This is a genomic window from Bradyrhizobium sp. JR4.1, assembly GCF_040548605.1.
GTDB classification, from domain to species: Bacteria; Pseudomonadota; Alphaproteobacteria; order Rhizobiales; family Xanthobacteraceae; genus Bradyrhizobium; species Bradyrhizobium canariense.
Map to the genome: position 1 here is coordinate 24,557 of NZ_JBEPRY010000016.1, position 21,446 is coordinate 46,002.

General features: G+C 64.0%; 29 protein-coding genes. 18 read left to right on the forward strand and 11 right to left on the reverse strand.

The window, feature by feature from the left end; genetic code table 11:
• Positions 1–3: 3 nt before the first annotated feature.
• Complete coding sequence (locus ABIB90_RS26790) at positions 4–1,263, forward strand: serine hydrolase domain-containing protein (RefSeq protein WP_354163878.1); 1,260 nt, start codon at positions 4–6, stop codon at positions 1,261–1,263.
• 7 nt (positions 1,264–1,270) lie between these two features.
• Here ABIB90_RS26790 and ABIB90_RS26795 read toward each other — a convergent pair whose 3' ends face one another.
• Positions 1,271–2,821 carry a carboxylesterase/lipase family protein gene (locus tag ABIB90_RS26795; protein ID WP_354163876.1) on the reverse strand — a complete coding sequence of 517 codons (1,551 nt, stop codon included), beginning with the start codon at positions 2,819–2,821 and terminating at the stop codon, positions 1,271–1,273.
• A gap of 249 nt (positions 2,822–3,070) precedes the next feature.
• Here ABIB90_RS26795 and ABIB90_RS26800 point away from each other — a divergent pair, with 249 nt between their 5' ends.
• The 3 genes from ABIB90_RS26800 to ABIB90_RS26810 are packed head-to-tail and all read left to right on the forward strand — an operon-like array spanning position 3,071 to position 4,949.
• Positions 3,071–3,868, forward strand: coding sequence for an AraC family transcriptional regulator (locus ABIB90_RS26800; protein WP_354163874.1), 798 nt, complete (start codon positions 3,071–3,073; stop codon positions 3,866–3,868).
• A 56-nt stretch (positions 3,869–3,924) separates the two neighbouring features.
• Positions 3,925–4,587, forward strand: coding sequence for an SRPBCC family protein (locus ABIB90_RS26805; RefSeq protein WP_354163872.1), 663 nt, complete (start codon positions 3,925–3,927; stop codon positions 4,585–4,587).
• On the forward strand, positions 4,587–4,949 hold the full coding sequence (locus tag ABIB90_RS26810; RefSeq protein ID WP_354163870.1) for an ArsR/SmtB family transcription factor: 363 nt from the start codon (positions 4,587–4,589) through the stop codon (positions 4,947–4,949). The genes ABIB90_RS26805 and ABIB90_RS26810 overlap by 1 nt, the downstream gene beginning before the upstream one ends.
• Before the next feature lie 35 nt (positions 4,950–4,984).
• Here ABIB90_RS26810 and ABIB90_RS26815 read toward each other — a convergent pair whose 3' ends face one another.
• From ABIB90_RS26815 to ABIB90_RS26825, 3 genes are all read right to left on the reverse strand, one after another.
• The gene (locus tag ABIB90_RS26815) at positions 4,985–5,389 is read right to left on the reverse strand and encodes an MAPEG family protein (RefSeq protein ID WP_354163868.1); all 405 of its coding nucleotides are present in this window, start codon (positions 5,387–5,389) and stop codon (positions 4,985–4,987) included.
• A 25-nt stretch (positions 5,390–5,414) separates the two neighbouring features.
• Positions 5,415–5,828, reverse strand: coding sequence for a GFA family protein (locus tag ABIB90_RS26820; protein WP_354163866.1), 414 nt, complete (start codon positions 5,826–5,828; stop codon positions 5,415–5,417).
• Between the two features lie 106 nt (positions 5,829–5,934).
• Complete coding sequence (locus tag ABIB90_RS26825) at positions 5,935–6,432, reverse strand: peptide deformylase (protein WP_354163864.1); 498 nt, start codon at positions 6,430–6,432, stop codon at positions 5,935–5,937.
• Positions 6,433–6,508: 76 nt separating this feature from the next.
• Here ABIB90_RS26825 and ABIB90_RS26830 point away from each other — a divergent pair, with 76 nt between their 5' ends.
• The 3 genes from ABIB90_RS26830 (at position 6,509) to ABIB90_RS26840 (ending at position 9,269) form a co-directional block, all read left to right on the forward strand.
• Complete coding sequence (locus tag ABIB90_RS26830) at positions 6,509–7,093, forward strand: TetR/AcrR family transcriptional regulator (RefSeq protein WP_354163862.1); 585 nt, start codon at positions 6,509–6,511, stop codon at positions 7,091–7,093.
• Between the two features lie 105 nt (positions 7,094–7,198).
• Complete coding sequence (locus ABIB90_RS26835) at positions 7,199–7,777, forward strand: DUF308 domain-containing protein (RefSeq protein ID WP_354163860.1); 579 nt, start codon at positions 7,199–7,201, stop codon at positions 7,775–7,777.
• A 271-nt stretch (positions 7,778–8,048) separates the two neighbouring features.
• Positions 8,049–9,269, forward strand: coding sequence for an MFS transporter (locus ABIB90_RS26840; protein WP_354127948.1), 1,221 nt, complete (start codon positions 8,049–8,051; stop codon positions 9,267–9,269).
• Positions 9,270–9,291: 22 nt separating this feature from the next.
• Here ABIB90_RS26840 and ABIB90_RS26845 read toward each other — a convergent pair whose 3' ends face one another.
• The 3 genes from ABIB90_RS26845 to ABIB90_RS26855 all read right to left on the reverse strand — a co-directional run bounded on the left by ABIB90_RS26845 (position 9,292) and on the right by ABIB90_RS26855 (position 11,036).
• Complete coding sequence (locus ABIB90_RS26845; protein WP_354163857.1) at positions 9,292–9,678, reverse strand: ester cyclase; 387 nt, start codon at positions 9,676–9,678, stop codon at positions 9,292–9,294.
• A 57-nt stretch (positions 9,679–9,735) separates the two neighbouring features.
• Positions 9,736–10,608, reverse strand: coding sequence for a bifunctional helix-turn-helix transcriptional regulator/GNAT family N-acetyltransferase (locus ABIB90_RS26850; RefSeq protein ID WP_354163855.1), 873 nt, complete (start codon positions 10,606–10,608; stop codon positions 9,736–9,738).
• Between the two features lie 74 nt (positions 10,609–10,682).
• Positions 10,683–11,036, reverse strand: a complete 354-nt coding sequence (locus tag ABIB90_RS26855) for an MmcQ/YjbR family DNA-binding protein (RefSeq protein WP_354163853.1) — start codon at positions 11,034–11,036, stop codon at positions 10,683–10,685.
• Between the two features lie 171 nt (positions 11,037–11,207).
• Between ABIB90_RS26855 and ABIB90_RS26860 the strand changes: the two genes are divergently transcribed.
• The 10 genes from ABIB90_RS26860 to ABIB90_RS26905 all read left to right on the forward strand — a co-directional run bounded on the left by ABIB90_RS26860 (position 11,208) and on the right by ABIB90_RS26905 (position 18,292).
• Positions 11,208–12,872, forward strand: coding sequence for an acetolactate synthase large subunit (locus tag ABIB90_RS26860; RefSeq protein ID WP_354163851.1), 1,665 nt, complete (start codon positions 11,208–11,210; stop codon positions 12,870–12,872).
• A gap of 182 nt (positions 12,873–13,054) precedes the next feature.
• The gene (locus tag ABIB90_RS26865) at positions 13,055–13,402 is read left to right on the forward strand and encodes a Lin0512 family protein (protein WP_007592122.1); all 348 of its coding nucleotides are present in this window, start codon (positions 13,055–13,057) and stop codon (positions 13,400–13,402) included.
• A gap of 4 nt (positions 13,403–13,406) precedes the next feature.
• Entirely contained in the window at positions 13,407–14,099 is a 693-nt protein-coding gene (locus ABIB90_RS26870) for a GNAT family N-acetyltransferase (protein WP_354163849.1), read from the forward strand.
• Between the two features lie 75 nt (positions 14,100–14,174).
• Positions 14,175–15,359 carry a serine hydrolase domain-containing protein gene (locus ABIB90_RS26875; protein ID WP_354163847.1) on the forward strand — a complete coding sequence of 395 codons (1,185 nt, stop codon included), beginning with the start codon at positions 14,175–14,177 and terminating at the stop codon, positions 15,357–15,359.
• Between the two features lie 98 nt (positions 15,360–15,457).
• Entirely contained in the window at positions 15,458–15,667 is a 210-nt protein-coding gene (locus ABIB90_RS26880; RefSeq protein WP_027517471.1) for a YgaP family membrane protein, read from the forward strand.
• Positions 15,664–16,185: an RNA polymerase sigma factor gene (locus tag ABIB90_RS26885; protein ID WP_354163844.1), complete on the forward strand. Its 522-nt coding sequence runs from the start codon at positions 15,664–15,666 to the stop codon at positions 16,183–16,185. The genes ABIB90_RS26880 and ABIB90_RS26885 overlap by 4 nt, the downstream gene beginning before the upstream one ends.
• 3 nt (positions 16,186–16,188) lie before the next feature.
• On the forward strand, positions 16,189–16,536 hold the full coding sequence (locus ABIB90_RS26890; protein ID WP_354163842.1) for a carboxymuconolactone decarboxylase family protein: 348 nt from the start codon (positions 16,189–16,191) through the stop codon (positions 16,534–16,536).
• 34 nt (positions 16,537–16,570) lie between these two features.
• Entirely contained in the window at positions 16,571–17,236 is a 666-nt protein-coding gene (locus tag ABIB90_RS26895) for a DUF429 domain-containing protein (protein WP_354163840.1), read from the forward strand.
• A 114-nt stretch (positions 17,237–17,350) separates the two neighbouring features.
• Positions 17,351–17,494 (forward strand): hypothetical protein, encoded by a 144-nt coding sequence (locus ABIB90_RS26900; RefSeq protein ID WP_354163838.1) that lies wholly within the window; start codon positions 17,351–17,353, stop codon positions 17,492–17,494.
• 93 nt (positions 17,495–17,587) lie between these two features.
• A complete protein-coding gene (locus tag ABIB90_RS26905) occupies positions 17,588–18,292 on the forward strand; it encodes a glutathione S-transferase family protein (RefSeq protein ID WP_354163921.1) in 705 nt (234 codons plus the stop codon).
• Between the two features lie 2 nt (positions 18,293–18,294).
• On the opposite strand, the gene ABIB90_RS26910 is transcribed toward ABIB90_RS26905, so the two are convergent.
• The 3 genes from ABIB90_RS26910 to ABIB90_RS26920 all read right to left on the reverse strand — a co-directional run bounded on the left by ABIB90_RS26910 (position 18,295) and on the right by ABIB90_RS26920 (position 20,301).
• A complete protein-coding gene (locus ABIB90_RS26910) occupies positions 18,295–19,077 on the reverse strand; it encodes a sulfite exporter TauE/SafE family protein (protein ID WP_354163836.1) in 783 nt (260 codons plus the stop codon).
• Between the two features lie 3 nt (positions 19,078–19,080).
• Entirely contained in the window at positions 19,081–19,713 is a 633-nt protein-coding gene (locus ABIB90_RS26915; protein ID WP_354163834.1) for a TetR/AcrR family transcriptional regulator, read from the reverse strand.
• 216 nt (positions 19,714–19,929) lie between these two features.
• Complete coding sequence (locus tag ABIB90_RS26920; RefSeq protein ID WP_354163832.1) at positions 19,930–20,301, reverse strand: tRNA-binding protein; 372 nt, start codon at positions 20,299–20,301, stop codon at positions 19,930–19,932.
• A 105-nt stretch (positions 20,302–20,406) separates the two neighbouring features.
• Here ABIB90_RS26920 and ABIB90_RS26925 point away from each other — a divergent pair, with 105 nt between their 5' ends.
• Complete coding sequence (locus ABIB90_RS26925; RefSeq protein ID WP_354163830.1) at positions 20,407–20,781, forward strand: ArsC family reductase; 375 nt, start codon at positions 20,407–20,409, stop codon at positions 20,779–20,781.
• A 3-nt stretch (positions 20,782–20,784) separates the two neighbouring features.
• On the opposite strand, the gene ABIB90_RS26930 is transcribed toward ABIB90_RS26925, so the two are convergent.
• Positions 20,785–21,432, reverse strand: coding sequence for a hypothetical protein (locus ABIB90_RS26930; protein ID WP_088941288.1), 648 nt, complete (start codon positions 21,430–21,432; stop codon positions 20,785–20,787).
• Positions 21,433–21,446 lie beyond the last annotated feature (14 nt).

The window sequence follows — 21,446 nt, forward strand, 5'->3', positions numbered from 1 at the left end:
TTCATGTCCGCCGCCACCGCCGCGAGTCAGTCGCCCGCGACCGCCGCCGAAACCGATCCCGAAACACTCGGCTGGATGAAAGGCTTCCCGCCGTCTCCGGACCGCATCATCAGCTTCCAGGATGGTTCGTTCCGCAGCTTCCCCGAGCTGCGCTGGGCATGGAGCAACATCCGCCAGCTGGTGCCGACCGTGAACGTCTGGCGCGGGGCGGGGCCTGCGTCGGCGCTGCCGCGCGAGGACCACGACATCGGCGCGGTCGCCTGCGTCACGATGGACGGGCGTCCCATCACGTTCGCGAAGATGCTCGACGAGACTTACACCGACGGCATCGCCGTGCTGCACCGGGGCAAGCTGATCTATGAGCGCTATTTCGGCGCGTTGAAGCCGCACAAGCCGCATATCGCGATGTCGGTGACGAAGTCGTTCACGGGCGTGCTCGCCGGCATCCTGGTCGCCGAGGGCAAGATCGATCCGCAGGCGCCTGTCGCGGAGTATGTGCCTGAGCTGAAGGCCAACGCCTTCGGCGATGCGCGCGTGCACGAGGTCATGGATATGACCACCGGGCTCGAATACACCGAAGTCTACACCGACAAGAACTCGCATGTGTGGGGACTGCGGCGCGCCAACGGCATGGCGCCGATTCCACCCGGCTATGACGGTGCGACCACCATCTTCGATTTCCTGGTCGCGCAGAAGAAGCAGGGCGAGCACGGCAAGGCCTTTGCCTACAAGACCGTCAACACCGACGTGCTGGCCTGGATCATCCGGCGCGTCAGCGGCATGACGTTGTCCGATTTTCTCTCCGAGCGCATCTGGCAGCCGATGGGCGCGGAGGAAGACGCGCATTACCACGTTGATCGCATCGGCACCGAAAGCGGCGGCGGCGGCCTCTCCACCACCTTGCGCGACCTCGCCCGCTTCGGCGAGACCATGCGCAATCACGGCCGCTTCAACGGCCGGCAGATCGTGCCTTCGTCTGTCGTCGAGGACATCGCGCGCGGCGGCGATCCCGAAAAATTCAAGCCGGCCGGCTACACCACGCTAACAGGTGCGTCCTATCGCAATCAATGGTGGGTCACGCACAACGCCCACGGCGCCTATATGGCGCGCGGCGTTCACGGCCAGGGCATCTATATCGATCCCAAGGCCGAGATGGTGATCGCGCGCTACGCCTCGCACCCCGTAGCGGGCAACGCCGCCAACGACCCCGTGACGCTGCCGGCCTACATGGCGCTGGCGAAGCAGCTGATGGCGGGCGGGTGAGGCCGCCTCACGGCAGCTCCCGCCAGCGCATCGGCAAAATGCCGTCCTGCCTGAAGCTATCGAGGAAGCGGAAGCGGGCGGCTTGCGGATTGGGGCGGGATTCGATCGGTTTGCCCAGGATCTGCACGACGTCGTTCTCGTCATAGGCGGGCCAGGGTGGCAGGTCCGATCCGTTGGGATCGCCATGCGCGGCGAAATTGACCCAATAGGCCATCATGGTCCGCGCCAGCGCGCGGTCCTCTTCGGCCGGCGGTGCCGAGCTGCCGATCACCTGTTGCGGTGTGAGTGTGCCGAACACGAACGGGATCTCAGTGACGTGCGAGGCGATCGGCGTGTAATGCGAGGTATAGCTGAAGTGATAGCCGTAGACCGGCGCTTGTCCCCCGCGCCGATGCAGACGCAGCCACTGCCAGCATTGCTCGCCGACCACGATGTCGCCGTTAAGCGCCGCCGCGGAAGTCCTGGCCTCCGCGTCGGTCGCGGCGGGATAGACCTTCAGGAAATCGGCCATGCGCTCCTTGCCGAACGTCGCCCGGGCCGCGGCGAGAAAGTCTTGTGCCGATTGATCGGGGAGTGACTGCGAACGGAAAGGAAATTCCTCGGCAGCGTTCCAGCCCGCCAGCAGCGGGATGTGCATCTGTTCGCCGCGAAGGAATCGCCGTGCGGGCACATCAGGCACAACATGACCATCGATACTCGGCGAGAAGGCCGTCACGACCGGGCTGGTCCTGAAACTCCATGGCGCGGCTGCATTCAATCGATCGGCCGGCATGCTGCGCAAAACTGCGATCGACCCGTTGCCCCGTTGCCGGGCAAAAGCCAGACCACGCGCGCGGGCTTCTTCAAAGCCCTGGAGTGGGCCGTGCTTGCCATCCCAGAACGCGCCGCTCTGTCCAATGGCCTTGTGAAACAGTCCGTGCGCGAGCGGCGAGGCCATCAAGATGCCGACGGCCATGGCGCCGGCGGATTCGCCGAACAGGGTGACGTTATCGGAGTCGCCGCCAAAGCCGGCGATGTTGGCCTTGACCCAGCGCAGCGCCATCAGTTGATCCTGCAGGCCGTAATTGCCTGACGGCGCCTCCATGTCGAGATCGGGATGGGCGAGGAAGCCGAAGATGCCGAGGCGGTAGTTGAAGCTGACGACGACGACACCTTTCACTGCTAGCGCGTTGCCATCGGTTGCAGGATTGGCCGAGGAGCCGAACTGAAAGCCGCCGCCGTGAATCCACACCATCACGGGCCGCTTCTCGTCCGCGTGCTTCGCCGCGGTCCAGACGTTGAGATAAAGGCAATCCTCGTCACGCGGCCCCGGCCGCTGGTCGTTTTCGAGCGCCGACAGACACCCCGCGCCGAACACGAGCGCATCGCGCACGCCATCCCAGGGCGTCGGCGACTGCGGTGCGCACCAACGCAGAGGCCCGACCGGCGGTGCTGCGTAGGGAATGCCTTTGAACGCGATCACGCCGCTTGCATCGCGCGGACCGGCACGCAGGGTGCCTGCTTGCGTGCGGACCACGCGTTGCAGCTTGGCTGCTGTCACACTTGTGGAACCATGCATGGTGACATCTCCAGGGCAATCGCACACAGAGCGTGTCCTTCATGGTTCGAGACGCCCGCCTGAGAGCGGGCTCCTCACCATGAGGATTTGCGATTGCGCCGCGAAACAAGACCTCATCCTGAGGAGCCCGCCGATGCGGGCGTCTCGAAGGATGGCCACAGCGAAACCGCTGCCACGCCGAGATCCTATCGACTTTCTTGTTCGCTCGATTTAGATATTCTGCCAATCGATTGCTAAAAACCGGCAAGCATGCGGCAGCCGCTCCGTTTTCCATGGCCTGATCTCGACGTGGATGATGTCTCCGCGCCCGTTATCGCCGTGCGCGTCGACGTGATCGGGACTAAGGGCGAGGTGCCCGATCACAGGCACCGGAAGGGGCAACTTGTCTTTGCGCTGGGAGGCGCCGTGACATGCCGCATTCCCACCGGTCTGTGGATGGTGCCGCCGCATTGCGCAGTGTGGGTGCCCGGGGGCATGCAGCACAGCAACCTCGCGACAGAAAATGCCCGGCTGTTCTTCGTCTATATCGAGCCTGACCGCGTGGACCTGCCGGATCGTTGCTGCACGCTCTCGATCTCCCCGCTGCTGCGTGAAGTGATCGTCGAATTGTCCGATCAGATCGCGGATGACGAGGCGAGGGTGGACCTTCTGGCAAGCGTCCTTCTGCGCGAGCTTCCCCGCATGCCCGTTCAGCAGCTTCATCTGCCGCTCTCGCCCGAGCCGCGGTTGAAGAAGATTGCCGCAGCGCTGGCGAAAAACCCTTCCGATCGCAGGACGCTGGCCGAATGGGCCGATCGCGTCGCGCTGAGCGAGAGCAGCCTCGCGCGTCTCGTCGTCCGGGAGACGGGCTTGAGCTTCGGGCGCTGGCGCCAGCAATTGCATCTGATCGTCGCCTTGCGGGAGCTGACGTCCGGCGCGAGCGTCCAGCAGGTGTCCGCCGATCTCGGCTACGACTCCGTCGCGGCCTTCATCACCATGTTCAAGAAGGCGCTCGGAAAACCGCCGGGGAAATATCTGAGCGGCATTTTCCCTGAATATAAGAGTTGACTTATATTAGCTTCAACCGATATTCATCCTGGCACGAAACGACGAGGAGGAGCGCCATGGAGATCGACGTCGTCAGGGTATTGGGGCTGGTTACGCGTTCGGTGAGGAATTTCGAGAAGGACGGGAAAGCGGCCAGTGCGGTGACACTGACGCGGCTTTACGAAACCAGCGTCGACGATCTCTGGGACGCAGTGACCAGCGAACAACGCATTCCGCGCTGGTTCTTGCCGGTCGAGGGAGATCTCCGGCTCGGCGGAAAGTACCAGCTCAAGGGGAATGCCGGCGGGACCATCACGGCGTGTACGCCGCCGACCCATTTTGCGGCGACTTGGGAATTCGGCGGCGCGATGAGCTGGATCGATGTCAAGCTGTCGGCAGAACGAAGCCAGGCGCGGCTGACGCTTGAGCACACGGCGATGATCGAGGATCATTGGAATCAGTTCGGTCCAGGGGCAGTCGGGATCGGCTGGGATCTCGCCATTGCGGGGCTGGAGCGATATGTTGCGACCGGGGCATCGGTCGACCATGAGACGGCCGAGGCATGGATGGGCTCTTCCGCGGGCAAGGAATTCATGACGAGCAGCGGCGAGTATTGGCGCGCAGCACATGTCGCAAGCGGCGTGGATCCTGCCTCCGCGAAGCAGCGCTCCGACCGCACCATCGCCTTCTATCGCGGCGAGACGCCGCCCGACGTGGTGCATCCGGGCACAGGAAGGTGATGCAAATCTTCGAGGTCCTCGCCGACCCCGTCCGCCGTCGCATCCTCGAGCTGCTTGCGCCCGGCGAGATGGCCTCCGGCAAGGTCGTCGAAGTGATCGGGGCGGAGTTCGGGATCACGCAGGCCGCCGTGTCGCAGCACCTCAAGGTGCTGCGCGAGAGCGGCTTCGCCACGGTTCGCGCGGAGGCGCAACGACGGCTCTATTCGGTCGATGCTGCGGGGCTCCAAGCGGTGGATGCATGGGTCGGTCAGTTCCGCAATTTCTGGGAGCCGAAGCTGGATGCGCTGGCGACGGAAATTGCGCGCGGCAAACGCGAGCGTCGTAACGCGCCCATGACCAAGCGGAGCGGCAAGCGGGCGTGATGGCGCGGCAAAGGCAAAGTCGCTATCGCGCCGCATCAGTGAGGCACGAAAGCCGCTGCCAAAACGGCAAGCATGCCAAAGCTGGCGATATTCCAGAACAGTGAGCGGACGAGCGGTATGCCGGATAAGTAAAGCGCGGTGTAGGCGATGCGTCCGCCAAGATAGGCGATCGATCCCCAATAAGTCAGCTCATTGTGAACGCCTGCGGCGTGAGAGATGAGGATCGCTGCGGCAAAGAACGGAAACGTCTCCATGTAGTTGCGGAAATTTCGGTTGAGGCGGCCGGGGATGGGCTTGAGCGGCGGCATCTCGTTGTCGCGCGGGCTCGCAGCCCATCTGAGGCCGTACTGCAGGTTCGCGGCTTGCGCGGCGGCGACAAGCTGTACGAAGCCCCAGACGATTGCGGCGGCCAGCATCGATAGCTCAAAGCTCATCGCCATTGGCTGTCCCCCAATCTGCAAGAAATCAGCGCGATCCCGGGTGCCATTCCGGCAGTTTGGGAATCTCGGGATCGAGGTGATCCCAGGCATATCCGCGCGAGCAGAACAGCACGACGGACGGCTTGAACGTGCTGGCATCGTCCAGTGTGCCGACATAGATGCCGATGAACTCCGGCTTCTCGTCCGGCTTGTTGTAGATCGGCGAGCCGCAGCTCGGACAGAATCCCTTGTGCTTGACCGCGCCGCTGTCGGCAGTGCGCTCGATTTCGCGCACCTCGCCTGTCACCGAGACTGCGCTGCGCGCGAACACGAAGATGGAGCTGTGGCCGCTGCCGGTATCGCGCTGACAGTCGCTGCACTGACATTGGAAGCCGCGGATCGGCGCGGACGCAATGGTGTAACAAACCGCGCCGCAGGCGCAACGACCTGAATATGTCATTCGTCTCCCTCCCGACGGGGCCGACCGTTCCAATCATATCAGGCTGGTTTGATTTCGCCACATCGAGCAGCCGGCGCGATTTCACACAAGATCTTTGCCGGCCCGCTCACTCGCGCGACATCTTCTCAAACCTCTTCACCAGCCGTTCGCGCTTCAGCCGCGACAGGCGCTGGATCCAGAACATGCCGTCGAGCTGGTCGATCTCGTGCTGGTGGCAGACGGCGCGCAAGGCTTCCGAATCCTCGCTGTGCACGTTGCCGTCGAGATCCTGATAGCTGATCCGCACGCGCGCGTGGCGCTGGATGTCGTCGTTGACGCCGGGCATCGAGACACTGCCCTCGCGATGCATGATCATCTCGGGCGAGGCCCATTCGATCTCCGGATTGACGTAGGTCCGCGGTCCGTCCTTCGGGTCGAGTTCGAGCACGACGACGCGCAAGGGCACGCCGACATGCGGCGCCGTGATGCCGATGCCGGGCGCGGCGCGCATGGTCTCGAGCAAATCCGTTGCGAGCTCACGCAAACCGGCGTCGAACGCGGTGACGGGGCGGGCCGGCAGCGCGAGGCGGCGGTCGGGATAGCGGACGATCGGGCGAATGGTCATGCAGGCTCCTAGCACTCACGGATGGTTGAAGCATCCCGTTCTTGACGCCCTACCAACTGGAAGGTAGCTAAGGCCCATGACCAACGTCTCCTCAACTGCCGACGACATCCTGGCCTGCGCGCGCAGCTTGATCATCGCGGGCGGCTATAACGGTTTCAGCTATGCCGACGTGGCCGATGTTGTCGGCATCCGCAAGCCAAGCATCCACCACCATTTCGCCAGCAAGGTCGATCTGGTCCGCACCCTCGTGTCGCGCTACCGCGCCGAAGCCGAGGCGGGACTGTCCGCGCTCGAGCGCAATGTCCCTGATCCGTGCGGCCAGCTCGAAAACTATGTCGCGTACTGGAAGGCGTGCATCAATGATGCGACGGCGCCGTTCTGCGTGTGCGCGCTGCTGGCCAGCGAGCTTCCGATCCTGCCGGAGGAGGTTGCGCTCGAAGTCCGTGCGCACTTCCGCTCCCTGGCTTCCTGGCTGACGGCCGTCATGGAGCGCGGCAAGCGGAAAGGGCAGCTCAAACTCTCCGGCACGGCCCGAATCGAGGCCGAAGGATTCATGGCGACCATTCACGGCGCGATGCTGTCGGCGCGTGCCTATGGCGATCCAAAAATATTCGGTGTGATCACCACCCCGCTGCTGGACCGGCTGGCCAACAAGCATTGAGAGACATCAGCGAAGCAATGGCGACAGGCCGCAAGCGGGCTGGAGCGAAGTCGGTTTCGCTATGTGTAAGAAAACTACCAACTAGTAGGTATAGGAGAGACTGCAATGGCGCGATATCAATTGGATCCGGTTCATACCGACCGCGAGCGATGGCTGAAGCAATACTACTTCGTGCGGGCGGCATTCTCGATTGCCTGGGTCGCTGCTGCGTTTGCCGCCGCGGCTTCTTCTCCAGTGATCGCCGGCGCCTTGCTCGTCCTCTATCCCGCATGGGACGCCGCCGCCAATTTCGCGGACGCGGTTCGCAGCGGCAGGCTCGCTCAAAGCCGCACGCAGGCTCTGAACGTTGTCGTCAGCCTGGCGACCACCGTAGCGGTGCTTGTGACCTTGCAGATGAGCATGAACCGGGTGCTCGGTATCTTCGGGGCATGGGCAATTCTGTCCGGACTGCTGCAGTTGGGGACGGCCATCCGCCGCTGGCGGAGTTTTGGCGCTCAATGGGCCATGGTGCTCAGTGGTGGCCAGTCGGCGCTTGCGGGCGGTTTCTTCATCTTTCAGGCCACGATGCCCGCGGTTCCGTCGATCGCGAATGTCGCGGGCTATGCCGCCGTCGGTGCGCTCTACTTCCTGGTCTCTGCGGTCTGGCTCACGGTCGGCGAGTGGCGGCGCGGCGTGGCTGCTTGAAGCCTGTTCGCGAGGGGACGAGATCGATAGCGGCGGGATGATGCCATGATGCAGGTGTTTTGCCCGACGAGTCAAACGGCGGTTCCTCGCACGGCAAAGGGCTGCGCTGTAAGTCCTTGATACCAAAGCGCCCGGCTACTGTGCATGGGGTTGTTTTCGCCGTTTTTGTTTGGCAGGTCACAAAAGCCTGCCGCAAAAACTTGCGTCGGCCTGTCGGTCCACCATGTTCCCATTCGTCTTCCACCCAGACAGACCTGACGGGAGACCAAAAATGAACTCTTCCTCCTATCGCTGGGTGATCGTCGCCGCGGGCGGCTTGCTCGGCTGCGTCGCCATCGGCGGCATGTTTTCGCTGCCGGTGTTCCTGCAGCCGATCGCGAAGGACACCGGCTGGTCGGTGACCGGCATCTCCAGCGCGATGACGATCGGCTTTCTGGCGATGGCCTTCACCAGCATGGCCTGGGGCACGTTGACGGACCGGTTCGGGCCGCGGCCGGTGGTGCTGACGGGATCGACGGTGCTGACCGTGAGCCTGTTCGCGGCGAGCCACGCCACCTCGCTGCTGGCGTTTCAGTTCGTCTTCGGCCTTCTGGTCGGGGCGTCCTGTGCGGCGATCTTCGCGCCGATGATGGCGACCGTGACCGGCTGGTTCGACACCCATCGCAGCCTCGCGGTCTCGCTGGTGTCGGCCGGCATGGGCATGGCGCCGATGACGATGGCGCCGCTCGCGGCCTGGCTCGTCTCCAACCATGACTGGCGCACCGCGATGCAGATCGTAGCGCTGGTGGTTGGCGCCATCATGATCCCGGTCTCGTTCCTGGTGCGCCGCCCGCCGGCGCTCGCGCACGCCGTGGCCGCGCCTGCGGGCGAGGGCGCCGGGCAAGGCGAGATGTCGATGGGGGAGGCGCTGCGCTCGCCGCAATTCCTGATCCTGCTCGCCACTAACTTCTTCTGCTGCGCCACCCATTCCGGCCCGATCATTCACACCGTCTCCTATGCCGTGAGCTGCGGCATCCCGCTGGTTGCGGCGGTGACGATCTACAGCATCGAGGGCTTTGCCGGCCTCGGCGGGCGCATCGCTTTCGGCCTGATGGGTGACCGCTTCGGCGCCAAGCGCGTGCTCGTCTCGGGCCTGCTGTTGCAGGCGTTCGGCGCGCTGGGTTATGTCTTCGCGCACCAGCTCACGACATTCTACGCCGTCGGGGCCGTCTTCGGCTTCATCTATGCCGGCACCATGCCGCTCTACGCGGTGCTGATCCGCGAGAACTTCCCGCTCAAGATGATGGGCACGGTGATCGGCGGCACCGCGATGGCCGGCAGTCTCGGCATGGCCACGGGCCCGCTCGCCGGCGGCCTGATCTACGATGCGTTCTCGAGCTACGCCTGGCTCTATATCGCCTCCTGGGCGATGGGCCTCGGCGCCTTCCTGATGGCGATGAATTTCAAGCCGTTCCCGAAGCCGCGAGCGGAGTTGGCGCCGGCGGCGGCGTAAGCAGGTTCATCGAGGCGCAGCGCTAGAGCTGCGCCTCGATCGCGGGCTTGTCGACGATGGACCACACGTGCCGTATTTTTCCGTCGCGAAATTGATAGAACACGTTTTCGCAGAAGGACACGCGCCTGCCGTTCACATCCAGCCCCAGAAACGTTCCAGCCGGCGTGCAATCGAACGTCAGCCGGGAGGCGATTTGGGGCGGATCGCAGACCAGCAGCTCGATGTTGAAATGCAGATCGGGAATTGAGCGAAAATCCTGCTCCAGCATGGCACGATAGCCGGACAATCCGAACGGTCGCGCATTGTGGACGACGTCATCGTGAACGAATTGTCCGAGCGCGGGCCAATCCTGCCGGTTCAGGCAGGCGATGTAATTGCGGTAGATGTCGGCGAGGTCGGACCTGGTCATGGCGTTGCTCCTGCGGCTCCGGCCATAACGCGGCAACGGGGCGATCGGCGCCCGCGCTCACAGACGTTTTTCGAAGAACAGGTCCGGGTAGGGATCGTCATTGAAGCGGGGGATCTCGCTCCAGCCGCTTCTTCGGTAGAGCTGGCCGGCCTCCGCCAGCGCGCTGTTGGTGTCGAGCCGCAGCAGCTTGATGCCGAGCCCGCGCGCGACATCCTCGCTCGCGTCCATCAGGCGCCGGCCGAGCCGCAATCCGCGCGCCGCCGGTGCGACCCACAGACGCTTGATCTCGGCATAGCCGTGATCCGTGCCTTTCAGCCCGACGCAGCCGACCGGCAGCGTGTCCGACATCGCGACGATGAACGTGCCGCGCGGGCGGCGCATATCCTTGGCGTCAGGATCGCGCGACAGCGAGACGTCAAAGCCCTGCTTGAAGCGGCGGCCGAGCTCGCCATAATATTCGCCGAGGCAATAACGGGCCTGTTCGCTCCGCGGATCTATCTCGTCCAGCGTGACGCGCTCGCGCGTCAATGCGGAAGCAATCAAATCCATCGCCGCCAGCAGCGCCTCGCGTTGTGAATGCTGGGCAAGGAAGCCCTCGGCCTGCGTGTTCGACAGCGCTTCATAGGCCGCGAACTCGCGCCGGCCCGCACGAGTCAACGATACCACGCGGCGGCGCGCATCTTCCTCATGCGCAATGGTCTCGACCAGCCCCTCGTCCTCGAGGCTGCGGAGCAGGCGGCTCATCAGGCCGGAATCGAGGCCGAGATAGTCGCGGATCTCGGCCACGTCCGAACGTCCATGCCCGATCGCGTTGAGCACGCGCGCCGCCCCCAATGGCCGCCCGCGCCCCAGGAATGACGTGTCGAGCGCACCGACAGCGGACGTGACGGCACGGTTGAAGCGGCGGACGCGGGAAACAGGGTCGAGCATGATATATCTGACTTTAGTCAGGCATATCATCGATGTCAATCAGCGCAGGCTTTCGCTTCGGCACCGGCTGCACTTCACTCGAGGCCCAGCGCCTTGCGGGACTTCCGCGTGAGTTTCGCCGCGACCAGCGCGTGCGCCTGCGCCAGATAGCTCGTGAGCTCGGCGTCTGATAGCGCGTTGTTGCCGACGAGCTGCACCCACTTGGCGCGCGCCAGATAGGGCGCCGGCCGCGCAAGGCCGTGCTCAATCAGCATGGCATAGGCCATGTTCGAGACCTTGAACATGTAGCCGCCGGAGCACGCGGCAAAGCCGCCGCCGAGTGCGAACATCTTGCCGCCGACCTTGAACACGGAGGTGCCCTCCCACTGCACCACCTTGGTGACGGCGGGCAGGCGCAGGCAGCGGGTTTCGAAGGTATTGGGAGTCATCGCCCGAGCGATAGCACAGCGCACGCGGCAAGGACACGAGAGGGACGAGCGTTGTCGCCACGAGGATGGTGCGGTTGCGCGCCTCTTTGTGAGTTGTGCCCGCGCCGCGGACCGTTACCATGTGCCGGCTGCCGTGGAACACGGGAGCCGACATTGTGACCGGGAGGCGACATGAGTGGGCAGGAACGCAAAGCAAAAGGATCCGACCTGTTCGTCGCGGCGCTGGAGAACGAAGGCGTCGACCGCATCTTCGGCGTGCCCGGCGAGGAGAATCTCGATCTGGTGGAATCGTTGCGCACCTCCAAAATCGAACTGATCCTGACCCGTCACGAGCAGGCAGCCGCCTTCATGGCCGCGACGCATGGGCGGCTGACCGGCAAGCCCGGAGTTTGTCTTTCGACGCTCGGCCCGGGCGCGCTCAATCTGTCGACGGGCGCGGCATATGCGCATCTTGGTGCGATGCCGATGATCTTGATCACCGGCCAGAAGCCGATCATGAGCAGCCGGCAGGCGCGTTTCCAGATCGTCGATGTGGTCGCCACCATGAAGCCGTTGACGAAATTGTCGCGGCAGATCATCAGCGCCTCCAGCATCCCAACCGTGGTCCGCGATGCGTTTCGCGTGGCGATGGAGGAGCGGCCGGGGCCCGTGCATCTCGAACTGCCCGAAGATATCGCAGGCGATGAAGTGCCTGAGGTCCCGGTGATCCCGGTTCATCCGATCGAGATTCCGGTCGCCCATCGCGCCGCGCTCGACCGCGCCGCCGAGATGATTTTGGCCGCGAAGCATCCGCTGGTGATGATGGGCGCTGCGACCAGCCGGCCGCGCGCGACACACGGCATCGCCAGCTTCGTGCGGCGGACCGGCATTCCCTTCTTCACCACGCAGATGGGCAAGGGCACGGTGCCCGGCGGCACCAATCTCTACATGGGCACCGCCGCGCTGTCCGAGCGCGACTACGTTCATGACGCGATCGACTCCGCCGATCTGATCGTCGCGATCGGTCACGACCCGATCGAGAAGCCGCCCTTTATCATGGGACCATCGGGCCCCAAGGTGATTCACGTCAGCTACACACCGGCCAGCGTCGAGCTGGTCTATTTTCCCGATGCGGAAGTCGTCGGCGACGTCGGCCCCAGCCTGGAGCTGCTCGCCGACCGGCTCGAAGGTAAGCTGCCGCAAGCCGCCGCGCTGCTGCCACTGCGCGAAAAGATCCTTACGCAGATCGCCGACCGCGCCACAGAAGCGCGCTGGCCGCCGACGCCGCAACGCATCGTGCACGACATTCGGCAGGTCATTCCGGAGAACGGCATCGTCGCGCTCGACAACGGCATGTACAAGATCTGGTTCGCGCGCAACTACCGCACCCGCGTCGCCAACACGCTGCTGCTCGACAATGCGCTGGCGACGATGGGCGCCGGGCTGCCGTCGGCGATGATGGCCGCGATGCTCTATCCGGAGCGCCGCGTGCTCGCGGTCGCCGGCGACGGCGGCTTCATGATGAACAGCCAGGAGATGGAGACCGCCGTCCGCCTCAAGCTCAATCTCGTCGTGCTGGTGCTCGAGGACAACGCCTACGGCATGATCCGCTGGAAGCAGGCCGTCGATCACTTCGCCGATTTCGGCATGACCTTTGGCAATCCCGATTTCGTCCTGTACGCGAGGGTTTATGGAGCGAAAGGACATCGCATCGAGAGCATCGACAGCTTTGGCCCGACCTTGGATGCCGCCTTCAAGGAGGGCGGCGTGCATCTGGTCGTGATCCCGATCGATTATTCGGAGAATGTGCGGGTGCTCGTTGAGGAGCTGCGGGCGAGGGAGAAGTCGAAGGCGTGAGTTTGTGCGATGCTGCTGCCCCCGCGTCATTGCGAGCGAAGCGAAGCAATCCAGGTTGTCTCCGCGGGGGCGGCCTGGATTGTTTGGTCGCTTTGCTCCTCGCAATGACGGAGTATGCGGGCCGGCCTGAATACGATAACAAGTCGCGTCCATATCATCCAATCAACCACAGGAATAAGAACATGGCTCGCGTTCGCTGTATCACCGAGATGGGCATGGGCGTCGACGTCCACGGCAGGGACGCCACCAAGGCGGCGAAGCGTGCCGTGTCTGATGCCATCAGGCATTCGAGCCTCGGCTTCTTCCGGATGATCGACAAGACTGCGAACGACATGTTCGTGGACGTCACGATTGCGGTGCCGAATCCCGAAGCCGTCGACAAGGACGCGGTCGCGAAGGAGCTGCCTTACGGCACTGTCACCGTCAACGCGGTGAAGGGCGGGCTAGAGATTCCCTCGGCCCCCGAACAGGGCAACGATCCTATCCTCATCGCCAATGCCGCCGTCATCGTCAGCTTCGAGAAGGAGTGAGACGGTGTCCGCCGGTGACCTGACGCTGCTGGATCGCCCGATCTGGAGCGCGCTGACGACCAGCCACAAACATCTGGCCGAGGGTGGCCCGCGAGCGTTGCGCTATCCGGTGGACATGACGCCCTTTGCCGACATGGTCGACATGTCCGAGGCGAGCTTTGCCGCGCTTCGTGATCTCCTGTCGGGCTCGCAGGTCGCCGCGCTGTTCACGCCGGAGGCCGTCGACGTTCCCGCCGGCTTCAAGGTCGTCCTTGCCGAGACCGGCGAGCAGATGATCGGCTCTCCGGCCGACAGTCCGCTTCGCGATGCCGAGATTGTCCGGCTGGGTGCCGCCGACGTTCCCGCCATGTTGGCGCTGACGGAGTTGACGAAGCCCGGTCCATTCGCGCGGCGCACGCACGAACTCGGGACGTTTCTCGGCATCCGCGCCGGCGGCGAATTGGTCGCAATGGCCGGCGAGCGCATGAAGCCGGGCAATTTCGTCGAGATGACGGCAGTCTGCGTCCACCCCGACCATCGCGGCCGGGGCTACGCGCAGGCGCTGCTGGCGGCGGTCGCGCGCCAGATCGAGGCGCGCGGCGAAATTCCGTTCCTGCACGTGTTCTCGAGCAACTCATCGGCCATCGCGCTGTACCAGCGGCAGGGGATGTGGATTCGGCGCCGCCTGCACGTCACTGCGTTCATGAAGCAGGAATGAGCCGCGCCGTCCGGTCAGGCTTCATATCCGGCGAATTCACGCTATATCGATCCCAACCATCATTGGGGGAAGCACATGGACGCCAGAACACCTGATTTTTCCGCCACGCGGACGGCAATGCAGCGTTACGTCGATCAGGAGATCATTCCGGGTGCATCCTGGGCGGTGCTGCGGGGCCGCGAGGTCGTCGATCAGCAATGCGTCGGTTTCGCCGATCGCGAGGCGAGCACCGCGCTGCGGCCCGATCACATTTTTCGTGCGTTCTCCAATACCAAGATCTTCGTCACCTGCGCGATCATGCTGCTGGTCGAGGAAGGCCGCATCGGGCTCGATGACGTTGTCGAGAAATTCCTGCCGCAACTCGGCAATCGCAAGGTTCTGAAGCCGGGCGCTTTGAGCCTTGCCGACGTCGAACCGGCGAAGAGCCCGATCACGATCCGGCAGCTTCTGACTCACACCTCCGGCCTCAGCTACGGCGTCTTCGATCCCGGTACGGTGCTGTTCAAAGCCTATAACGAGGCGCGCGTTCTCAATCCGTTGACGCCGCTGACCGGCATGATCGACCAGCTCGCCGGTCTGCCGCTGTCCTTTCATCCCGGCACGGCCTGGGAATATTCGGTTGCGACCGACGTGCTTGGGCGTGTCGTGGAGGTCGTCTCCGGCAAGCCGCTCGACGCCGTCCTCAAGACGCGCATCTTCGAGCCGCTCGGCATGACCGACACCGGCTTCCAAGTGCCGGACGCGCAGCAGGGCAGGCTGGTCGCGCTCTACAACGGCACGGATGTGCTCGATCCCATGAAGCCCGGGCTCACGCGGGCCGACGACCTGCCTTATCCGCAGGCCTATCGGCGGCAATTCCCGCGGCTGTCGGGTGGCGGCGGACTGGTCTCGACCTTGCCCGACATGCTTGCTTTGGTACGGGCGCTGCTCCCCGGCTCGGATGCTCTGCTGAAGCCGGAGACGCTGCGGTTGATGATGACGAACCAGTTGCCCGCCGGCGAGAACATCCGCTTCGCCAATCTCGGCCCGATCCCCGGCAAGGGCTTTGGCCTCGGCGGCGCCGTCACCTTCGCGCCGACGCCGTTCGATCCCCCGAATTCGACCGGCGAATTCCAGTGGGGCGGCCTTGCCGGCACCCATTGGTGGATCTGCCCGCAGGCCAATACCGCCGGCGTGCTGATGGCGCAGCGCTACATGGGCTTCTGGAATCCGTTTTTCTTCGAATTCAAGCGTCTGGCCTATCAGGCCGTCGGAGGCTGATCGCGAAAAAAACTGCATGTTGCCGCGAATCCTTTCCGGTCGTCGCGCCCTCTCTTGACGGTCGAGGCATTTTGCTTCGGCTTATGTCGGAGGATGTGATGGCATTTTACAGGAAGAACATCGGGGGCCTGCATCAGGCCGTGCGGATCGCCTTGGGCGTCGCGGTGGCCGTCGCGGCATTCGTGTATCTTACCGGCGCCGCGGCGTGGCTGGTTGCGCTCGGCGGCGCCGGCTTCGCACTGACCGGCCTCGTCGGCTATTGTCCGATGTGCGCGATGGCCGGTATCGGAAGGGGAGGCGTGTCGTGAGCGCCGCTGTGATCTCGCCGGACCTGTTCGAGGCCGCACGCCTTGGCGATCCCCAGGCGATCGCGTCTCTGCTCGAGATGGCGCAGCCGAACATCCGCCGCTACGCCCGCGCCACCTGTCGCAGCTCGGCGGATGCCGAGGATGCGATGCAGGAGGCGCTGTGGATCCTGTTTCGCCATGTCGGCACCATCCGCTCGTGGCTGGCATTTTCGGCCTGGCTGTTCAGTGTGGTCCGCCGCGAATGCCTGCGGCTCGCCCGCAAGGCGGGCCTTGCGCCGGCGATCGACGACGCAGAGGCGGAGGCGCTGCTGTTGTCGCGTCCTGAGGCCGATTTGCGGCTCGACGTCGCGGCGGCCTTCGAGGCGCTGCCGCCGCACTACCGCGACGTCGCGCTGATGCGCGACGTCAAGGAAATGACCATCGACGAAATCGCCGTCGCACTCGGTGCGACCCGGCAGACCGTGAAAGCACGCCTGCATCGCGCCCGCGCTCTGATGCGCGAATACCTGACGAGATGAGCCATGAGCGATTATCAAAGCCCTGACGATCTGAAATCCATCCCAGGCTTCGTGGCGCTCGCGCCGGTCGAGGCCAACGCGTTCCTTGCGTTCAAGCACGCGGTCGAGCGCAAGGACGGATTGATTCCGCCAAAATATCGCGAGCTGATCTCGCTCGCGGTCGCGCTCACCACGCAATGCGCCTATTGCCTCGATGTGCACACGGCGCAAGCGGTGAAGGCCGGTGTAACGCGCGAAGAAATCGCGGAAGCCGCGCTGATTGCGGCGGCGGTTCGCGCCGGCAGCACGCTCGGCCATGCGTTGTTGGCGCAGCGCCTGTTCGAGCGACATCGGGGCGAGGAACCCGGATAAAGGAGCGGGCAGATGTCCGTCGGGGATCAGGAAATTGCCAAACTATCTCGGCCTTGACGGATTTCGCTTCGGCTGGGTCGCCGCCTGGATCGACCACCGCGGCGATCACGGGTTCGACTATTCGCCGGGTCTCGCGCGGCTGCTCGCGCTGCCGCATGCACGCGCGATGATCGACATGCCGATCGGATTGAAATGGAGCGGATACCGCATCTGCGATTTGCGGGCGCGCGAGCTGGTTGGTCCCGCCGTGTTTCTCGGCGCGCGCCGTGACCTCTGGCGATTTGCCGATATGGCTGCAGCTAACCGGCACTACTGGGAGCGCGAGGGCAAGGGCAGGGGCGTGTCGGCGCAGCTCTGGAACATCAGGGACAAGATCAGGGACGTCGACGAGATCATGACGCCGGAGCGGCAGGCGACCATCGGCGAAGCGCATCCGGAATTGATTTTTTGGAATCTGGCTGGGCGGGCCCGGCTCGCAAAGAAGGCCTCGGCAGAGGGCCGCGAGCAGCGCATCGCACTCCTGGAGCAGCGCGGCTTCGCGCGTTTGCCGAAATGGCTGACTCAACGACACGGCACCGGCATCGGCCGTAACGATCTCATCGACGCCTGTGCCTGCGCCATCGCGGCACGCGACAGCACGCAGAGGTTCGGCGGAGAGGAGACCGACCCGAGGGGCTTGCGGATGGAGATCAATTATTGAGGCTGTCGGCGTGCGAGGGGCCGGGAAAAAGCTGCAATTTATTTGAAGCTTGCAGGAACAGACGACGGCTGGCCTGCGTTCCTCGTGCGAACCGAACACGGAGAAGCTCGTCCGATGAGGGATGGCAGTCAATTCGCGACCGCGATGCTTGCGCTCGTCTTCACCGGAGCACTGCTGGTCACCGGCCAACTTTTCATCGAGCAACGCTCGCAGCGCGATGTGATGCACGCCACCAACCATTCGCTGCGGCCGTTGTGACCTGTGCGGGAAAATGATCTGACCACTCGACCTTGCGTCGTTCGTCCGCTTGCCTAAACTAGGCGGCATCTCATGAACGAAGCCGGGGTCCTGATGTCCGATCTGTCCGCCTTTCCCATCACCAAGCGCTGGCCGGCCAAGCACCCGGAGCTGCTCCAGCTCTATTCGCTGCCGACGCCGAACGGCGTCAAGGTCTCGATCATGCTGGAAGAGATCGGGCTTCCCTACGAAGTCCATCTCGTCGATTTCGGCAAGGACGACCAGAAGACACCGGAATTCCTCTCGCTCAATCCGAATGGCAAGATCCCGGCGATCCTCGATCCCGACGGTCCCGGCGGGAGGCCACTGCCGCTGTTCGAATCCGGGGCGATCCTGCAATACCTCGCGGAGAAGACCGGCAAGCTGCTGCCGCAGGATCCCGCGCGCCGCTACCAGACCCTCCAGTGGTTGCATTTCCAGATGGGTGGTATCGGGCCGATGTTCGGCCAGGTCGGCTTTTTCCACAAATTCGCCGGCAAGGACTTTGAGGACAAGCGGCCGCTCGAGCGCTACGTGGGCGAGGCCAAGCGGCTGCTCGGGGTGATGGAGATGCGTCTTGCCGGCCGGCAATGGTTCATGGACGACGACTACACCATCGCCGACATCTCCATGCTCGGCTGGGTGCGCAACCTCATCGGCTTCTACGGCGCCGGCGATCTCGTCGAGTTCAGCCAGTTCAAATCCGTCGCCGCCTGGCTCGAACGCGGGCTGGCGCGTCCGGCGGTCGAGCGCGGGCTGAACATTCCGAAGCGGCCGTAAGATCAGGTTAGCGCCTTGTGGGTCATGTAGAGCGCCATCAGCAGGATGAGGACGATCATGACCCGGCGCAGTACCGATTTGCTGACGCCATTGGCCGCGCGTGCACCGAGATCGGTGCCGACCCAGAGGCCGGCCAGGATGCCGATGATGGCCGGCCAGCCGACCATGAGCCCCTTGCTCCAATAGATCCACGCGGCCGGAATATTGGTCGGGATGACCGAGAAGACGAGGCTGACGAGCTGCGCCTGATGCTGCGGCACCCGCAGGCCTGCCGCCAGCCCGACGGTAATCGCCAGCCCGCCGCCGATGCCCATGAAGCCGGAGGAAAATCCGGCAAGCATGCCGATGAGGAGCAGCGGCAGCCACGGCAGCTCGTCTCGGTCGCCGGTCTCATTGCTTTTGTCCTCGCGGTCGCGGCGCAGGATCAGGAGAGCGATCAGTGCGACGAGATAGACGACGTAGGTCCATTGCAACACCGCGTCGGAGACTGCGGCCGCAGCGTAGCCGCCGCCGGCGCCGCCGAACAGAAAGCCGATGCCGATCCAAACGATCCACAGCAACGGGCTGCGATTGCCGTTCTGCCAATAGCGGCGAACACCCGCGAGTCCCGTCGGTGGAACCTGCGTGATCAGCGATGTGCCCTGGGCGACGTGTTGCTCGGCGCCGAGCAGCAGCACGCTGAAGATCACGAGACCGCCTCCGGGACTCGTGCCCATGAAGCCCGATGTCAGCCCGCCGATGAGACCGACCCCAATGCCTGCGAGCAGGTCGTGGATCCACGGCATCGCTCAGTTCCTGGTCCGTCGCTTGACGTCGGCCTTCGTGGTGCGAAATCCATCGATCACGCCGGTCACGGCCGCCATGCAGGCCTCGATGTCAAAATCCTGGCCCCAGCATTTCTGCAGCACAAAGCCCTGGAAGATCGCGATCAGCACGCGCGCGATCGCTTCAGGACCGAGATCGCGCTTGATGAGGCCGTCATGCTGGCCGCGCTCGACCAGTGCGACGATCAGGGCGCGCGGCATGTCGATGCCTTCCACGACGCTGGTGCGGACGCGTCGGTTGCGCAGGGCCTCGGCCCAGCCATGGATACCGACACGGCGGCGCGCTTCGCCGGCGGGGTCGGTGAGCCATTGCGCGTAGACGCCGACCAGTGCGTGAAGTCCTTCGATCGGATCGCCCGATCCTTGCGCGACCGAGTTGAGCACGGCCTCGCGCCGGTGCCGGTCGTCGGCGAGTGCCTCGATCAGATCGTCCTTGCTCTGGAAGTAGAGATAGACCGCACCGTGGCTCAGCCCCGACCGTTTGACGATGTCGGCCATCCCGGTCTGGTGAAAGCCGTCCTCGGCGAAGCAGGCAAGGGCGGCTTGGAGGATCTGCTGCCGCCGGCTTTCGCGTTGCTTGTCGCTGATCTTGGGCATCCGGCTATCCATAAATAACTGACAGGTCGATCGTTTTATCCGTTCCTCGGAGGAGGTAATTGATAAAGGCGGCTGAGATAAAAAACGATCAGTCAGTCATTTATATTATCAAAAAGGATCCCGGTCAATCCCGACGCCCCGGGTCGGGAAACAGGAGGGCTGAACCGTTAATGGGACGCCGCCGGCGGCCTGGAACCGTCCCTTGATCGCGCGGTGCTAGAACAGCCGTCCGCCGTTCGGCACGGGCTTGCTCGGCTGCACCAGCACGACCTTGCCGTCGGTATCGGGGAAACCGAGGGTGAGCACCTCCGAGACAACCGGGCCGATCTGGCGCGGCGGGAAATTCACGACCGCGGCCACCTGTTGGCCCACCAGCGTTTCAAGCGGATGGTTTTCGGTGATCTGCGCCGAACTCTTGCGCACACCGATCGCGGGACCGAAGTCGATCCACAGCCGCCAGGCCGGCTTGCGCGCCTCCGGGAACGGCTTCGCATCGACGATGGTGCCGACGCGGATATCGACCGCGAGAAAAGTGTCGAAGTCGATGGTCGGCGACGCAGTCGCGGCTGGACCGTGGGTGATGTGCATGGAGTGTCCGTTCGAAGAGCTGGCGTCGTTCGCAATATTGTCGCGCGAACCGGAGTTGCGTACAACGCCTTGGGATCACGACACGACGGATGCGCGAGGAACGTTTTGCCCAACATCATCTACGGCATCAAGAACTGCGACACCATGAAGAAGGCGCGCGCCTGGCTCGACAGCCATGGCGTCGCCTACGCGTTTCACGACTACAAGACGGCGGGCGTGGAGAAGGACAAGCTCAAGCAGTGGAGCGACAAGGTCGGTTGGGAGACGCTGCTCAATCGCGCCGGGACGACCTTCAAGAAGCTGCCCGATGCCGACAAAGAAGGCCTCTCCGAGAAAAAGGCGCTGGCGTTGATGCTAGCGCAACCATCGATGATCAAGCGGCCGGTGCTTGAATTTGGTGGCAAGCTGCTGGTCGGCTTCAAGCCGGACATCTATGCCAAGGAAGTCAAGACCAAGGAAGCCGCCGCCAAATCGCGCTGAGCGCTAGTTCAGCTCGATGATCTCGCTGGGAAGGCCGGAGCCCTGCTGGTCCGCGAACTCGACCAACTCGGCCGGCGCGATGCGGCCTGGGGTGCGGTGGAACAGGTCGCGGTCGATCACCGCGCGCAATCTCGGGCGCGGCAGCGCGTCATTTCCGCGCATCAGATTCTTGATCTCGAAGCCGCCGTCCTCGCAGAAGGTCTTGAGCGATGCGATGATGTGACAGACCTTGCCGTCGGTCTGGAACGGCAGCAGCAGGCGCTCATAGGCGACGATACGGCCGTAGATGTCATCGACGTCGGCAACGCTGTAGACTGGCACCCCGCGCGCCACGCATTCATGATAGACCGGCATTACCAGGGGCACGAGACGCGGCCCGATATAGTCGTCGAGCAGAACGCCCTTGCCGGTGTGTCCATAGGCGCGCGAGATGCGCGTACCTTCGCTCTGGATGGTCAGACGCGGTGTCGGCGTCGACATGTCCACCGTATAATAGATCAGATCGGAGAGCTCTTCCTCGAGCCGCGCAGGCTGGTACTCCCAAATCGCCGGGGCCGTCTGCTCGCGCGCATAGAGCCGCAGCCACGTGTTCAGGAGATCACGCTGCCTGATCGACTTGACCACGGAAGGAGCGGCGCTTGCAAAATCCAACACAATATTCCCGG

Excerpts from the sequence above, each read along its gene's own strand:
- ABIB90_RS26790 (WP_354163878.1), top strand. The coding sequence starts at position 4 with ATGTCCGCCGCCACCGCCGCGAGTCAGTCGCCCGCGACCGCCGCCGAA.
- ABIB90_RS26795 (WP_354163876.1), bottom strand. The coding sequence starts at position 2,821 with ATGCATGGTTCCACAAGTGTGACAGCAGCCAAGCTGCAACGCGTGGTC.
- ABIB90_RS26800 (WP_354163874.1), top strand. The coding sequence starts at position 3,071 with ATGCGGCAGCCGCTCCGTTTTCCATGGCCTGATCTCGACGTGGATGAT.
- ABIB90_RS26805 (WP_354163872.1), top strand. The coding sequence starts at position 3,925 with ATGGAGATCGACGTCGTCAGGGTATTGGGGCTGGTTACGCGTTCGGTG.
- ABIB90_RS26810 (WP_354163870.1), top strand. The coding sequence starts at position 4,587 with ATGCAAATCTTCGAGGTCCTCGCCGACCCCGTCCGCCGTCGCATCCTC.
- ABIB90_RS26815 (WP_354163868.1), bottom strand. The coding sequence starts at position 5,389 with ATGGCGATGAGCTTTGAGCTATCGATGCTGGCCGCCGCAATCGTCTGG.
- ABIB90_RS26820 (WP_354163866.1), bottom strand. The coding sequence starts at position 5,828 with ATGACATATTCAGGTCGTTGCGCCTGCGGCGCGGTTTGTTACACCATT.
- ABIB90_RS26825 (WP_354163864.1), bottom strand. The coding sequence starts at position 6,432 with ATGACCATTCGCCCGATCGTCCGCTATCCCGACCGCCGCCTCGCGCTG.
- ABIB90_RS26830 (WP_354163862.1), top strand. The coding sequence starts at position 6,509 with ATGACCAACGTCTCCTCAACTGCCGACGACATCCTGGCCTGCGCGCGC.
- ABIB90_RS26835 (WP_354163860.1), top strand. The coding sequence starts at position 7,199 with ATGGCGCGATATCAATTGGATCCGGTTCATACCGACCGCGAGCGATGG.
- ABIB90_RS26840 (WP_354127948.1), top strand. The coding sequence starts at position 8,049 with ATGAACTCTTCCTCCTATCGCTGGGTGATCGTCGCCGCGGGCGGCTTG.
- ABIB90_RS26845 (WP_354163857.1), bottom strand. The coding sequence starts at position 9,678 with ATGACCAGGTCCGACCTCGCCGACATCTACCGCAATTACATCGCCTGC.
- ABIB90_RS26850 (WP_354163855.1), bottom strand. The coding sequence starts at position 10,608 with ATGCTCGACCCTGTTTCCCGCGTCCGCCGCTTCAACCGTGCCGTCACG.
- ABIB90_RS26855 (WP_354163853.1), bottom strand. The coding sequence starts at position 11,036 with ATGACTCCCAATACCTTCGAAACCCGCTGCCTGCGCCTGCCCGCCGTC.
- ABIB90_RS26860 (WP_354163851.1), top strand. The coding sequence starts at position 11,208 with ATGAGTGGGCAGGAACGCAAAGCAAAAGGATCCGACCTGTTCGTCGCG.
- ABIB90_RS26865 (WP_007592122.1), top strand. The coding sequence starts at position 13,055 with ATGGCTCGCGTTCGCTGTATCACCGAGATGGGCATGGGCGTCGACGTC.
- ABIB90_RS26875 (WP_354163847.1), top strand. The coding sequence starts at position 14,175 with ATGGACGCCAGAACACCTGATTTTTCCGCCACGCGGACGGCAATGCAG.
- ABIB90_RS26880 (WP_027517471.1), top strand. The coding sequence starts at position 15,458 with ATGGCATTTTACAGGAAGAACATCGGGGGCCTGCATCAGGCCGTGCGG.
- ABIB90_RS26890 (WP_354163842.1), top strand. The coding sequence starts at position 16,189 with ATGAGCGATTATCAAAGCCCTGACGATCTGAAATCCATCCCAGGCTTC.
- ABIB90_RS26900 (WP_354163838.1), top strand. The coding sequence starts at position 17,351 with ATGAGGGATGGCAGTCAATTCGCGACCGCGATGCTTGCGCTCGTCTTC.
- ABIB90_RS26905 (WP_354163921.1), top strand. The coding sequence starts at position 17,588 with ATGTCCGATCTGTCCGCCTTTCCCATCACCAAGCGCTGGCCGGCCAAG.
- ABIB90_RS26910 (WP_354163836.1), bottom strand. The coding sequence starts at position 19,077 with ATGCCGTGGATCCACGACCTGCTCGCAGGCATTGGGGTCGGTCTCATC.
- ABIB90_RS26915 (WP_354163834.1), bottom strand. The coding sequence starts at position 19,713 with ATGCCCAAGATCAGCGACAAGCAACGCGAAAGCCGGCGGCAGCAGATC.
- ABIB90_RS26920 (WP_354163832.1), bottom strand. The coding sequence starts at position 20,301 with ATGCACATCACCCACGGTCCAGCCGCGACTGCGTCGCCGACCATCGAC.